The following is a 14,448-nucleotide window of genomic DNA, read 5'->3' as shown; positions in this document are numbered from 1 at the left end:
CCGCTCTTTCAAAAATATGAACTTTTTATAAATCGATCTCAATATGTTGTGTTTTTCTGAGAGGTTAGTATACTATATATAGTGTTAAGAGATTCATTATTTTTGATAGGTCGTGATAAGGATGGTTCAAATCATATTTGATTCAAAGACAGGGAATGTTCAGCGTTTTGTGAATAAAACAGACTTTCAGCTGATCCGCAAGGTGGATGAAATGGACCACGTGGACACTCCGTTTGTTTTGGTCACCTACACGACAAACTTCGGCCAGGTACCGGCATCAACACAATCATTTCTCGAAAAATACGCCCATCTCTTATTAGGAGTCGCTGCGAGCGGCAACAAAGTATGGGGCGATAACTTTGCAAAAAGCGCCGATACCATTTCAAGACAATATCAGGTGCCGATCTTGCACAAATTTGAACTCAGCGGCACAGCGAAAGACGTTGAATTGTTTACTCAGGAGGTAGAAAAAGTTGTCACAAAACCAAGTGCCAAAATGGATTCAGTTAAATAACGAAATTATGATCCAACAAGATGGAAAATTCCAGTTTGATAAAGATAAAGAGGCTGTACATAGCTATTTTGTTGACTATATCAACCAAAACACAGTTTACTTTCACGATTTGAAAGAGAAGCTGGATTATTTAATTGAAAACCAATACTACGAAGAAGAATTCTTAAGCCTGTATTCTTTTGAAGACATTAAAGAAGTGTTTAAGACAGCTTACGCAAAGAAGTTTCGTTTTCCTTCCTTCATGAGTGCGTTTAAATTCTATAATGACTATGCTTTGAAAACGAATGACAAAAAAAGAATCCTCGAGCGTTACGAGGACCGGATCTCAATTGTTGCGCTGTTCTTCGCAAACGGCGACACTGAGAAAGCGAAAGAATATGTGAATCTGATGATCAATCAGGAATATCAGCCGAGCACACCGACATTCTTAAATGCGGGCCGCAAACGCCGCGGAGAGCTTGTCAGCTGTTTCCTCTTGGAAGTCAATGATTCCTTAAACGACATCTCAAGAGCGATCGACATCTCCATGCAGCTTTCTAAACTGGGCGGCGGGGTTTCTCTTAACCTGTCTAAGCTCCGTGCGAAAGGTGAAGCGATCAAAGATGTGGAAAACGCCACAAAAGGCGTCGTAGGGGTGATGAAGCTTCTTGATAATGCGTTCCGCTACGCTGACCAAATGGGGCAGAGACAAGGCTCAGGCGCGGCATACCTGAACATCTTCCACCGGGATATTAATGATTTTCTTGATACGAAAAAAATCTCGGCTGATGAAGATGTCCGCGTTAAAACCCTTTCCATCGGCGTCGTGATTCCGGACAAGTTTGTCGAGCTTGCGCGTGAGGATAAAGCCGCTTACGTCTTTTATCCGCATACGATTTATAAAGAATACGGCCAGCATATGGACGAAATGGACATGACGGCGATGTATGAGGAGCTTGTCGACAACCCGCGCGTCAAAAAAGAAAAAGTAAATGCGCGCAAATTGCTTGAAAAGCTTGCCGTTCTCCGTTCTGAGTCAGGCTATCCGTACATTATGTTCCAGGATAACGTAAACAAAGAGCACGCGAATAACCACGTATCAAAAGTGAAATTCTCGAACCTTTGCTCAGAGGTGCTTCAGGCGTCACAGGTTTCAGCTTACACAGATTATGACGAGGAAGACGAAATCGGCCTGGACATTTCCTGCAACCTTGGTTCTTTAAATATTTTAAATGTCATGAAACATAAATCGATTGAGCGCACGGTGAAACTCGCGACGGATTCCCTGACTCATGTCTCCGAGACGACGGATATCCGCAACGCGCCGGCAGTCAGACGCGCAAACAAAGCGATGAAGTCGATCGGTCTAGGCGCGATGAACCTGCACGGCTACCTTGCCCAAAACGGCATCGCTTACGAAAGCCCGGAAGCAAGAGACTTCGCGAATACGTTCTTTATGATGGTGAACTTTTATTCCATCCAGCGTTCAGCTGAGCTTGCAAAAGAAAAAGGCGAAACGTTTGAGCATTATGAAGGCTCCACTTATGCAACGGGAGAATATTTCAATAAATATATCGAAAAAGAATTCTCGCCGGCATACGAAAAAATCGCTGCGCTCTTTGAAGGCATGCACATCCCGACAATCGAAGACTGGAAAGAGCTGAAGGCGTTTGTCGCTGAAAACGGCATGTACCACAGCTACAGACTGTGCATCGCGCCGACAGGCTCCATTTCCTACGTCCAATCCAGCACGGCATCCGTTATGCCGATTATGGAACGGATTGAAGAAAGAACATACGGAAACTCCAAAACATATTATCCGATGCCGGGGTTAGCGTCTAATAACTGGTTCTTCTACAAAGAAGCTTATGATATGGACATGTTCAAAGTGGTGGATATGATCGCGACAATCCAGCAGCATATCGATCAGGGAATCAGCTTTACCCTGTTTTTGAAAGATACGATGACAACTCGTGATCTGAACCGTATTGATCTGTATGCCCACCATAGAGGCATCAAAACCATTTACTATGCAAGAACGAAAGATACCGGGCAGGACAGCTGTCTTTCTTGTGTCGTTTGATTAAAGGAGAGTTTACAGTGACAAAAATTTATGACGCAGCAAACTGGTCAAAGCATGAAGATGATTTTACCCAAATGTTTTACAACCAAAACGTAAAGCAGTTCTGGCTTCCCGAAGAGATCGCATTAAACGGCGATCTCCTCACTTGGAAGTACTTGGGTAAAAATGAGCAGGATACGTATATGAAAGTGCTCGCCGGCCTGACACTGCTTGATACAGAGCAGGGGAACACAGGCATGCCGATTGTGGCCGAGCACGTAGAAGGCCATCAGCGAAAAGCGGTTCTTAATTTCATGGCGATGATGGAAAACGCGGTGCACGCAAAATCATATTCAAATATTTTTATGACACTTGCTCCGACTGAAACGATCAACGAAGTGTTTGAATGGGTAAAGCAAAATAAGTACCTGCAGAAAAAAGCCCAAACCGTCGTCGGACTGTACCGCGCCATCAAAAAAGACGATGAGATTTCGCTGTTTAAAGCGATGGTTGCTTCCGTTTACTTAGAAAGCTTCCTTTTCTACAGCGGTTTCTATTATCCGTTATATTTCTACGGACAGGGAAAACTGATGCAAAGCGGTGAAATCATCAACCTGATTCTTCGTGATGAAGCGATCCACGGCGTCTATGTCGGACTGCTTGCCCAAGAAATATACAATAAACAAACAGAAGCGAAAAAGGCGGAACTTCGTGAATTTGCGATTGAGCTTTTAGAAGAGCTTTATCACAATGAGCTTGAGTATACCGAGGATCTGTACGATCAAGTCGGGCTGTCTCATGACGTAAAGAAATTCATCCGCTATAACGCCAATAAAGCTTTGATGAACTTAGGGTTCGATGCTTACTTTGAAGAAGAGGATATTAATCCGATCGTATTAAACGGATTAAACACCAAAACGAAATCACATGATTTCTTCTCCATGAAAGGGAACGGCTACAAAAAAGCGACGGTAGAACCGATTAAAGACGAGGATTTTTATTTCGGCCAAGATGAAGAGCAGATATAATATCTGCTCTTTTGGCTTGAATGGAGAGGTATGACAGGAGGAACCGACATGGATAAAATGGATGAAATCATCTTAGCTGCGCGGCGGAGTGACGTCTTCCAAAATGAAACGCTGACATTCCAGGGAGTCAACAGCGAAGATGAGCGTATCGTGAAGATTATGGCTCAAATTGAGGAGCATTTTTTAGAAATCAGAAGAGGCGACGCGGAAGAGGACCCGCGTTTTAAACAGCCGATTCCGTATGTCGTCATCCGGCGCGATGATGAAGTGTTTGTGTATGAGCGGCTCGCGGGCGGCGGAGAAACGCGCCTTCATAATAAACTTTCCCTCGGTTTCGGCGGACACATGAATCCTATGGAGGGAGCGGCCTCATTTGCGGAGGTGCTGAAACAGAATACCGACCGGGAGTTAGCAGAAGAACTGCACATCCTTGAGGAAGACAAACAAAACATTGTCACACTCGGTTTAATTAATGATGATGAAAACAGTGTCGGAAAGGTGCATATCGGTATCCTTTCTGCGCTCCAATTAGTGTCTGGAGCACAAGTCGAAGTGAAAGAAAAAGAGCAGATCGCCGGCCGCTGGATGAAAGTGAACGAATTAAAAGAAGAAGACGTGTATCAGCGGCTTGAAACTTGGTCTCAGTTTGTCGCCGATATTCTTCAATAACAGAAAAACCCCTGTTCCTCCTAAAAAAGGGAGAACAGGGGTTTTTCATTAGTTTAACGTAATGATAGTATCAAATCCCGCTTTTTTGGCCCGCGCTGCTAAAGATTCAGCATAATCTCTGGAAGAGAATGCGCCAATCTGTACTTTAAATAAGCCGTCTTTCGGAAGCACAATCGCATCAAAACCTTTAGACACCGCATTGGCGGCAAGCGCATCAGCATTTGCTTTCACATTGAAAGCGCCGATTTGCACTTTATACAAGTCAGTCTTTTTTTTTAGCCCGAAAGCCTGCTCCAAGCCCTTGGCATGTCCTCTTGCAAGGCTTTCAATAAAACTGGCTGTTTTCAGTTTATTTGCATCAGCTGCCGTATCAACAAAACCATTCTCCGTCAAAATCGCCGGCATACTTGTCTCCCGCAGCACATGGAAGTTGGCTGTTTTTTTCCCTCGGTCATTAAAACCGGATGCTTGGATTACTTGCGTGTGAACGGCTGACTGGTAAGTCGAAGTCGGCGCTCCGACACCGGGGTAAATATAGCTTTCGAATCCGGTTCCGCCGCCTGAGTTAATATGAATGGATAAAAAATAATCTGCGCCCCAGCTGTTGGCGGCATCCGTTCTTTCCGTCAGACTGACCGTCTTATCGCTTGTCCTGCTCATCGTGACAGAAACCCCTTCATACTCATTCGTCAGAATCGTACGCAAAACCAGCGCGATCTCCAGCGTGACCGCTTTTTCTTGAAGCCCATTTCCGGTTGCGCCTGAATCAGTTCCGCCATGACCGGGGTCTATAAAAATTTTAACCATTCTCCATCACCTCATTACAGCATATGATGATATTTAAAAGGTGCTTGTACGGCTGTCATTCATAAAAAAAATGAGAAATACACCCAGCATTTCCCGGAAAATAAAAATAAATGGTTTGTCCTTCCGTTTCAGCTGAATACAATAAGAAATGAAAAATATTTCTCGGGAAAGCGCAGGATTCAGCATCATTCCCAAAGAGAACGGAAAATGCGACAGATAAAAGGGGTAATCGGGCCTCATGATGATAGGCGGGTGTCACGGAACGCCTTTATCATGAATAAGATAAAGAGAGAACAGAGAGGTGAGCATGTTGGAGCGCGCTGTAACCTATAAAAATAACGGACAAATTAACATCATTCTTAATGGCCAAAAGCAAGTGCTGACAAATGCGGAAGCTGAGGCGGAATATCAGGCCGCCCTGCAAAAAAATGAAGCCAAGCACAGCATTCTGAAAGAAATTGAAAAAGAAATGAACACATTAGTGGGTATGGAAGAAATGAAGCGCAACATTAAAGAAATTTATGCATGGATATTCGTCAACCAAAAACGGGCCGAACAAGGGCTGAAAGTCGGAAAACAAGCTCTTCATATGATGTTCAAAGGCAATCCCGGCACCGGAAAAACAACCGTCGCGAGACTGATCGGCAAGCTTTTCTTCGAAATGAACGTGCTTTCCAAAGGACATCTGATCGAAGCAGAACGTGCCGATCTGGTCGGTGAATACATCGGACACACGGCGCAAAAAACGAGAGATCTGATTAAAAAATCGCTCGGGGGCATTTTATTCATTGATGAAGCATACTCACTTGCAAGGGGCGGAGAAAAGGATTTCGGTAAAGAGGCGATTGATACGCTTGTCAAGCATATGGAAGACAAACAGCATGAGTTTATTCTGATCCTGGCAGGGTACTCGAGAGAAATGACACATTTCCTGTCATTAAATCCCGGCCTGCAATCGCGTTTTCCTATCAGCATCGATTTTCCGGATTATTCTGTCGCTCAGCTGATGGACATTGCAAAGCGCATGATAGCGGAGCGGGAGTATCAATTAAGCCAGGAAGCCGAGTGGAAGTTAAAAGATTACTTAATGACGGTGAAAAGCACGACAAGCCCCATTAAATTCAGCAACGGACGCTTTGTCAGAAATGTGATTGAAAAATCAATCCGCGCTCAGGCTATGAGGCTTTTAATGGGGGACCAATACTTAAAAAACGATCTGATGACGATTAAGAGTCAGGATTTATTTATAAAAGATGACACGGCAGCTCATGAATAATCCTCTCAGCCGGTTTGAGAGGCCTTTTTTTATTTCTCTCTTTAAAACCCGCCGGATGTGTGGTATACGTCCTGCGGGTTTGGTATGATAGTACTACTGCCCAATACGACACAGAAAGGAACATCCATTTGAACGAACAGGAAGAAAAAAAAGAAACGGTCATTTTAGTCGGCTGCCAGCTTCCGCACATGACCGACGAGCACTTTGAACATTCCATGGACGAGCTCGCTTCATTGACAAAAACGGCTGACGGAACGGTGCTGACCCGGATTACGCAAAAACGGAACAGAGCGGATGCCGCTACATATATAGGCAAGGGGAAAGTAGACGAGCTGAAGGCGCTGTGTGAAGAGCTTGAAGCGGATCTGGTTATTTTTAATGATGAACTGTCACCGAGCCAGCTTAAATCACTCGCCACGGCAATTGAAGCGAAGATCATCGACCGCACGCAGCTTATTTTGGATATTTTCGCAAAAAGGGCGAAGACGAGGGAAGGAAAGCTTCAGATCGAATTGGCCCAGCTTCAATATGCACTGCCGCGTCTGAGCGGACAAGGAATCAATCTCTCCAGACAAGGCGGCGGAATCGGGACGAGAGGGCCCGGTGAGACAAAGCTTGAAACAGACCGGCGCCACATTAGAAACCGCATACACGAAATTAACGTGCAGCTGTCAACGGTTATCCGCCACAGAAGCCGTTATCGGGAGAGACGCAAGAAAAATGGTGTGCTTCAGGCTGCGCTCGTCGGCTATACCAATGCCGGGAAATCAACGTGGTTCAATAAATTAACAAGCTCAGACAGCTATGAAGAAGATCTGCTGTTTGCAACACTTGATCCGATGACAAGAAAGATGGCGCTTCCAAGCGGTTACAGCGTCCTTTTGTCTGATACGGTCGGCTTTATTCAGGATTTGCCTACGACGCTCATTGCCGCTTTCCGTTCAACGCTTGAAGAAGTGAAGGAAGCTGACTTGATCATTCATGTCATTGATTCTTCCAATGAAGATTACGCGGGGCATGAACAGACTGTTCTCGGACTGTTAAAAGAGCTTGAAGCAGATGATATTCCGGTGTTAACTGCTTATAACAAAAGGGATGAAACACTTCCTGACTTCATTCCGACAGCAGGAGAAGGCCACATCATGATCAGCGCCAGAATCGCCGGGGATGAAGCGAAATTGAAAGCGGAAATCGAAGCTTATTTGCGCCGTGAGCTGATGACGCCGTATGAAGTTCATGTACCCGCCGCTGAAGGCAAATTGATGTCGCGCATTAAATCAGAGACTATAATCGACAGCCTTTATTTTAATGAAGAAAATGAACGCTACGAAGTCTCGGGTTATGTGCAAGAAGAACAAAGCATACTTGGAGAACTGAAGAAATTCATGTAAGGAAGGTATACACAACATGTTTGAGACACTGACACACGGCACTCTATTGCAAAAAACCGCCGAAGAAACAGAAGCGGAAATCGCCGCCGTTCATAAAAGAATAGAAGAAATCAGTGAACGGAATGAATGGAGAGTCCTGCAAAGCTACAGAAAGCATAAAGTAAGCGATACGCATTTTACACCTTCAACCGGATACGGTTATGATGACATCGGCCGGGATACTCTGGAAGAGATCTATGCTGATGTGTTCGGAGGAGAGGCGGGGCTTGTGAGACCGCAAATCATCTCGGGGACGCACGCGATCTCAATCGCGCTGTTCGGTGTGCTGAGACCCGGAGACGAATTGCTTTATATCACAGGCAAGCCGTACGACACCCTCGAAGAAATCGTCGGGGTGAGAGGCGGGGAGTATTCAGGCTCGCTTAAAGAATTTCAAATCGGGTATCATGCAGTCGATTTAACCACAGAAGGCAAAGTGGACTTCGAAGCGGTCCGTGCTGCAATCCGTCCGACTACAAAAGTGATCGGTATTCAGCGTTCAAAAGGATATGCGAACCGCCCGTCTTTCAGGATAAATGAGATTGAAGAGATGATTCGTTTCGTAAAAGAAATCAAAGAAGATGTCATTGTTTTTGTGGACAATTGCTACGGAGAATTTGCGGAAGAGCGGGAACCCTGTCACGTCGGAGCGGATCTTATGGCCGGCTCCCTGATTAAAAACCCGGGCGGCGGCCTTGCCAAAACGGGGGGATACCTTGTGGGGAAAGCCAAGTGGATTGAAGCCTGCTCTTACCGGATGACCTCACCGGGAATCGGAAGTGAAGCCGGTGCATCGCTTTATTCACTGCAGGAAATGTATCAAGGTTTCTTTCTCGCTCCGCACGTAGTGGCGCAAAGCTTGAAGGGAGCGGTATTTACCGCCCGTTTTCTTGAAAAGCTGGGATTTTCGTCAAACCCTGCATGGAATGCGCCGAGAACGGATCTGATCCAATCTGTTGAGTTTCAGGACCCTGATAAGATGATCGCTTTTTGCCAGGCGATACAATATGCGTCCCCGATTAATGCGCATGTGACGCCTTATCCGAGCTATATGCCGGGATATGAAGACGATGTCATTATGGCAGCGGGCACTTTCGTACAGGGGGCGAGTATTGAATTATCGGCAGATGGCCCTATCAGACCGCCTTACGTCGCGTATGTCCAAGGAGGATTAACCTATGCGCACGTAAAAAATGCGATTTGCAGCGCAGTTAATGCTTTAATGGAAAAAGGGCTGATCTAAGCCGTTTGCAATTTTCAAAGAATTTGATGTTAAGATTCCTTACATTGTGTTGACACAAAATATAACATCACCTATAATGAGACTAAGATAAGAAAAGGAGGAAATTGAGATGAGTGATAACATTCGCCGCTCAATGCCTTTATTTCCAATAGGAATTGTCATGCAGTTAACAGAACTTTCTGCCCGGCAAATTCGATATTATGAGGAAAATGGACTGATATTTCCAGCGAGAAGCGAAGGAAATAGACGATTATTTTCATTCCATGATGTAGATAAACTGTTAGAAATCAAAAATTTGATTGAACAAGGCGTCAATATGGCGGGGATCAAACAAATACTGGATAAGGCATCTGCCGAACCGGAAGAAAAATCCGAAAAAACTGCCAAACCGATGAAGCACAATCTGTCTGACGACGAACTCAGAAAGCTTCTGAAAAACGAACTGATGCAGGCAGGCCGATTCCAGCGGGGGAACACCTTCCGCCAAGGTGATATGTCCCGATTCTTTCATTAATCCGTTAGCAACTGTTTTGCTATATACATTTACCTTTTAGAGGAGGAGTTTTACGAAATGGCAAAGTACACAAGAGAAGACATCGTAAAATTAGTAAATGAGGAAAACGTAAAGTACATCCGCCTTCAGTTTACAGACATTCTCGGAACGATTAAAAACGTGGAAATTCCTGTGAGCCAGCTTGAAAAAGCACTTGATAATAAATGCATGTTTGACGGTTCTTCCATCGAAGGTTTTGTCCGCATCGAAGAATCTGATATGTACTTATATCCTGATCTGAACACATTTGTTATCTTCCCATGGACAGCTGAAAAAGGTAAAGTAGCACGCTTCATCTGTGATATCTACAATCCGGACGGCACCCCGTTCGAAGGTGACCCGCGTAACAACCTCAAACGGATTCTGAAAGAAATGAAAGAACTCGGTTTCAGCGATTTCAATCTTGGACCTGAGCCTGAATTCTTCCTGTTTAAATTAGATGAAAAAGGCGAACCGACACTCGAATTAAACGATAAAGGCGGATACTTCGACCTGGCTCCGACTGACTTGGGAGAAAACTGCCGCCGCGATATCGTGCTTGAGCTGGAAGAAATGGGCTTTGAAATCGAAGCATCTCACCATGAAGTCGCTCCCGGCCAGCACGAAATCGATTTTAAATATGCCGGTGCCATCCGTTCTTGTGACGACATCCAAACTTTCAAACTTGTCGTCAAAACGATTGCCCGCAAACACGGTCTGCATGCGACATTCATGCCAAAACCGCTGTTCGGCGTAAACGGTTCCGGTATGCACTGTAATCTATCACTCTTCAAAGAGGGCGTTAACGCATTCTTTGATAAAGACGCTGATCTTCAGCTAAGTGAAACAGCAAAACACTTCATTGCCGGTATCGTAAAACACGCGACAAGCTTTACAGCTGTCACAAACCCGACAGTGAACTCTTATAAACGCCTTGTTCCGGGCTATGAAGCACCTTGCTACGTGGCATGGAGCGCGCAAAACAGAAGCCCGCTGATCCGTATCCCGGCTTCCCGCGGCATCAGCACGCGTGTTGAAGTCCGCAGCGTAGACCCGGCGGCAAACCCGTATTTGGCATTAAGCGTATTGCTTGCAGCAGGCCTTGACGGAATCAAAAATAAACTTGAAGCGCCAGCTCCGATTGACCGCAACATCTACGTCATGAGCAAAGAAGAGCGCATGGAAAGCGGAATCGTGGACCTTCCGGCGACACTTGCGGAAGCTCTCGACGAATTCAAATCAAACGAAGTCATGGTTGCAGCTCTCGGTGAGCATCTGTTCGAACACTTCATCGAAGCAAAAGAAATCGAATGGGATATGTTCCGCACACAGGTTCATCCGTGGGAGCGCGAACAGTATATGTCTCAATATTAATCTCTCAATCCCTTGGCACTATTGGTGTCAGGGGATTTTTTGATTTTGACCGCCAAAAATACTAAACATATATATTCTTCATAACCATCAACTGATGAATTTTAAAGTTTCTCTGAGACATGGGAGTCCACGTCTGAAGTGATGGTTATATTTTTATGTCCAAACCTTTCCTGGACAAATTATTGTTGCCCCAGATTCAAAAAGAAGAAAAGCGTGACAAACTGTAAAATACAGACGGATTACAGTGTTTTTCCCTTAATAAAAAGACCAGGGTGTTGGTATCACCCCGGCTCTGTAATAAAAGCTGCCCATCAAAGGGTTTGCTCGATGTGGTTTCATGATAGACCTAACCCTTCAGGTTTCCAGGCTCACGGGTGGTCTGTTTTTTTCTTATATACGTCAACAGGCCGATTATAAACGGCTCGAATAAACCCATCTATATTTAATGAGGATATTATATGATTGCCTTCAATTTTCATTTTCAATAGGAAGGAGCAGGTAATTCATCGATTTTTATACGAAGTAAACTATAAGGTTTCTGTCGTAAGTCTTTTCCATAATGAAATCTAGCCTGCCGATGTAATTGGTTCACGATGACGTATAAGTATCCATCCGGACCAATCGAAAAAGTATCCGGCCATAAAATTCTCGGATCATGTGCGATGGTTTCCATTATGCCATTCGGCAGTATTTTTCGAATACTATTGTTCTCGTAATCTCCGGCATAAACGGCTCCTTTTGCATCTGTAATCATTCCATCAGACGCACCTTTTTCTCCCCAATACGCCACATGATAAAGTAAATCCATGTCCGGTATATTTCTATCTCTCAGGGCTTCTGTTGAGATCGAGAACAAATGGCGGCTGGTCAGTGGACAAAAAAATAATACCTTCCCGTCAGGAGAAATCGCAATACCGTCGGATGCCAGCCTAAATGGGGAAGTTGAACCATCCCTGTTACGATTCATCAAAATGTTGCCTTCTACTTTCGGTATAAAATAGGGATCCGGTGAAGTTGGATATGCTCCATTTAACCGTCTGTATGCATTTCCGGTTTCCAAATCAACGACGATAATCGCTCCTGGTCCTTTGGAAGAAGAATCCGTTATATAGGCATAACCTGCAGTTCCAACACGAAAATCAAATCGGACATCATTCAGGTAAGTTGTTGGCAGGACAACATCTTCTGTAAAGGTATACACTCTTCTGATTGTATTGGTTTTTAAATCAACAGCGACTAATTTTGCCCTGCCTTTAATTGGTTCAGAAAAATTGGGCGCCGCTGTATCTAGTACCCAAAGCGTTCCCCTTCCATCAGCAACTACACTTTGGACACTGATGAAACTCATTTTGATAGTCTCGGGGTTAACCAAATTGGTTTGTAAATCAGGATAGGGCTGCAATTTATCCCCAACTATTTCCGCCACCGTAAATTTAACATCGTCTCCCCATTTCGGAAAACAAATGAAAATACGACCAGTTTCCGAAACCGTAACACCGGTAGGCATAGCTCCATAAAATGCATAAACCAGTTCTAAATCACCGAAATACTTTTCAAAAGGCAGCATAGGTTTCATAATATCCTCCTCAACCAATTAAACGGGATATGACTTATATATGATTCGCATTTTTTCTAGTGCATGTTTATTAATACGTTTTTCTAAACGAAAAGGTGATGATCAGTCAGCCACAAGGGATTTTTACTTATACGTCTGTCGAAGCAGTTGGCGATTACACTATGGTATGTCCTTGGTCGGGTTTAAATTTTCTGAAAAAGGAGTTGAAAAAGCAGATCAGATTTTATAAGATTAAATCAAGTTAGTTTGTTTACTCAACAAACTAAGGAATCCGATTAAATTACCCGTAATTTAAATGCATGATGGAAGGGGGATAAGAGGCTCGAAAGAAGAATTTAAAAAACGAAAGCACGGGGCTTTTATCCTTTCCGGGCATATAAGATGAAATTGCAGCCATCTGATCACCATTTATCTGATGAAAATGCTCTGTGAAAGTCATCGGCTATCAGTTTTATGAAAGCGCTTTTATAAAGTGCGCACTGCCCAATAAATTTGAAGACATGTTATATTCTTTCATACTGGTTCCTTATGAAAGATCGAAAAGGGGGAGGAAATCATGCTCAGTGAAAATGTAAAGAAGATCAGCATGGCTGAAAAAGTTGGATATGCGTCTGGGGATTTTGCATGTAATTTAATTTATGCAACGGTGTCTACTTATCTTTTGTTCTTCTATACAGATGTATTTGGTTTATCGGCAGCCGCCGCCGGTACGATGTTTTTAGTGGTCAGAATCATCGACGCCCTCGCTGATCCTTTTATCGGAACAATAGTAGACAGAACAAATAGCAGGTTTGGGCGCTTCAGACCGTATCTTTTATTCGGAGCTTTTCCATTTGTCATACTGGCCATCCTCTGTTTTACAACCCCCGATTTTTCAGATATGGGGAAATTAATATATGCCTATATAACATATGTCGGCTTGTCGCTTACATACACAGCGATAAACGTTCCGTATGGCGCGTTAACTTCTGCCATGACCAGAAATAATCAAGAAGTTGTTAGTATAACATCTGTCCGTATGTTATTTGCGAATCTTGGGGGACTTGTCGTTGCATTTTTTGTTCCTTTACTGGCTGCTTATTTAAGCGATACTTCAGGCAGCGAATCTCTTGGCTGGCAGCTAACCATGGCCATTATGGGATTCATAGGCGGGGGCCTTTTAATCTTTTGTTTTAAAAGCACAAAAGAGCGTGTCACTCTTCAAAAATCTGAAGAAAAAATTAAATTTTCGGATATATTTGAGCAATTTCGTGTTAATCGGCCGCTTGTTGTATTAAGTATTTTCTTTATTATAATTTTTGGGGTGAATTCAATAAGTAATTCAGTCGGCATCTATTACGTAACGTATAACTTAGGAAGAGAGGATTTAGTGAAGTGGTACGGTTTGTTAGGAAGTTTGCCCGCTCTGGTCATTTTACCTTTTATTCCAAAGCTTCATCAATTATTGGGGAAGAAGAAATTACTAAACTACGCATTATTACTGAATATGATCGGCCTCTTAGCTTTATTGTTTGTTCCGTCAAGTAATGTATTCCTTATCCTTTCCTTTCGATTACTGGCTGCTGCCGGAAGTCTCACTGCCGGGGGATATATGTGGGCGCTTATTCCTGAAACAATAGAATATGGAGAGTACAGAACCGGAAAAAGAATGGGCGGGCTCATATACGCTATTATCGGATTTTTCTTTAAATTCGGCATGGCCTTGGGAGGGGTTATACCTGGGCTGGTTTTAGATAAGTTTGGATATGTGGCAAATCAGGTGCAAACGGCGGAGGCATTGACGGGAATTTTAATTACAACCACCATTATTCCCGTGTTCTTACTGGTTTTAGCCATGATTGATATTAATTTCTATAACTTAGATGAGAAAAAATATAAAAACATGGTTCGAGAATTAGAGAATAGAGACAAGGTTTATTTGGATCATATTGATGATTTCAAAGCTTAAAATATGATGA

12 protein-coding genes are annotated in these 14,448 nt (G+C 43.7%); 10 read left to right on the top strand and 2 right to left on the bottom strand.

Features of this window, described 5'->3' with window-relative positions:
• Positions 1–121 precede the first annotated feature (121 nt).
• Genes nrdI through AC1DN5_RS04660 form a run of 4 tightly spaced genes read left to right on the top strand, consistent with a single transcriptional unit; the run spans position 122 to position 4,252 of the window.
• Positions 122–514, top strand: coding sequence for a class Ib ribonucleoside-diphosphate reductase assembly flavoprotein NrdI (gene nrdI, locus AC1DN5_RS04675; protein ID WP_016936022.1), 393 nt, complete (start codon positions 122–124; stop codon positions 512–514).
• Positions 474–2,576: a class 1b ribonucleoside-diphosphate reductase subunit alpha gene (gene nrdE / locus AC1DN5_RS04670; protein WP_007611605.1), complete on the top strand. Its 2,103-nt coding sequence runs from the start codon at positions 474–476 to the stop codon at positions 2,574–2,576. Before nrdI ends, nrdE begins: the two co-directional genes overlap by 41 nt.
• 17 nt (positions 2,577–2,593) lie before the next feature.
• Positions 2,594–3,583 carry a class 1b ribonucleoside-diphosphate reductase subunit beta gene (nrdF, locus tag AC1DN5_RS04665; protein ID WP_049628520.1) on the top strand — a complete coding sequence of 330 codons (990 nt, stop codon included), beginning with the start codon at positions 2,594–2,596 and terminating at the stop codon, positions 3,581–3,583.
• Between the two features lie 48 nt (positions 3,584–3,631).
• Positions 3,632–4,252 carry a hypothetical protein gene (locus AC1DN5_RS04660; RefSeq protein ID WP_064778948.1) on the top strand — a complete coding sequence of 207 codons (621 nt, stop codon included), beginning with the start codon at positions 3,632–3,634 and terminating at the stop codon, positions 4,250–4,252.
• A 48-nt stretch (positions 4,253–4,300) separates the two neighbouring features.
• Here the strand turns inward: AC1DN5_RS04660 and AC1DN5_RS04655 are convergent, their stop codons facing one another.
• Positions 4,301–5,059: an N-acetylmuramoyl-L-alanine amidase gene (locus AC1DN5_RS04655; RefSeq protein WP_045926679.1), complete on the bottom strand. Its 759-nt coding sequence runs from the start codon at positions 5,057–5,059 to the stop codon at positions 4,301–4,303.
• Positions 5,060–5,366: 307 nt separating this feature from the next.
• Between AC1DN5_RS04655 and spoVK the strand changes: the two genes are divergently transcribed.
• The 5 genes from spoVK to glnA all read left to right on the top strand — a co-directional run bounded on the left by spoVK (position 5,367) and on the right by glnA (position 10,914).
• The gene (gene spoVK, locus AC1DN5_RS04650; protein ID WP_032864740.1) at positions 5,367–6,335 is read left to right on the top strand and encodes a stage V sporulation protein K; all 969 of its coding nucleotides are present in this window, start codon (positions 5,367–5,369) and stop codon (positions 6,333–6,335) included.
• 128 nt (positions 6,336–6,463) lie between these two features.
• Positions 6,464–7,726: a GTPase HflX gene (gene hflX / locus AC1DN5_RS04645; protein WP_366969356.1), complete on the top strand. Its 1,263-nt coding sequence runs from the start codon at positions 6,464–6,466 to the stop codon at positions 7,724–7,726.
• A gap of 16 nt (positions 7,727–7,742) precedes the next feature.
• Positions 7,743–9,008: a methionine gamma-lyase family protein gene (locus AC1DN5_RS04640; protein WP_045926677.1), complete on the top strand. Its 1,266-nt coding sequence runs from the start codon at positions 7,743–7,745 to the stop codon at positions 9,006–9,008.
• A gap of 109 nt (positions 9,009–9,117) precedes the next feature.
• Positions 9,118–9,522 carry a MerR family transcriptional regulator gene (locus AC1DN5_RS04635; protein WP_007410366.1) on the top strand — a complete coding sequence of 135 codons (405 nt, stop codon included), beginning with the start codon at positions 9,118–9,120 and terminating at the stop codon, positions 9,520–9,522.
• A gap of 57 nt (positions 9,523–9,579) precedes the next feature.
• The gene (glnA, locus tag AC1DN5_RS04630; protein WP_049628523.1) at positions 9,580–10,914 is read left to right on the top strand and encodes a type I glutamate--ammonia ligase; all 1,335 of its coding nucleotides are present in this window, start codon (positions 9,580–9,582) and stop codon (positions 10,912–10,914) included.
• Positions 10,915–11,395: 481 nt separating this feature from the next.
• Here glnA and AC1DN5_RS04625 read toward each other — a convergent pair whose 3' ends face one another.
• A complete protein-coding gene (locus AC1DN5_RS04625) occupies positions 11,396–12,490 on the bottom strand; it encodes an L-dopachrome tautomerase-related protein (protein WP_366969355.1) in 1,095 nt (364 codons plus the stop codon).
• A 556-nt stretch (positions 12,491–13,046) separates the two neighbouring features.
• On the opposite strand from AC1DN5_RS04625, the gene AC1DN5_RS04620 reads away from it, so the two are divergent.
• Positions 13,047–14,438 carry an MFS transporter gene (locus AC1DN5_RS04620; protein WP_016936012.1) on the top strand — a complete coding sequence of 464 codons (1,392 nt, stop codon included), beginning with the start codon at positions 13,047–13,049 and terminating at the stop codon, positions 14,436–14,438.
• The last annotated feature ends 10 nt before the right edge of the window (positions 14,439–14,448 follow it).

It is taken from the genome of Bacillus sp. 01N42_2, from assembly GCF_056399565.1.
Note: the sequence above shows the minus strand (reverse complement) of the source record. Positions and strands in the feature narration are given on the sequence as shown.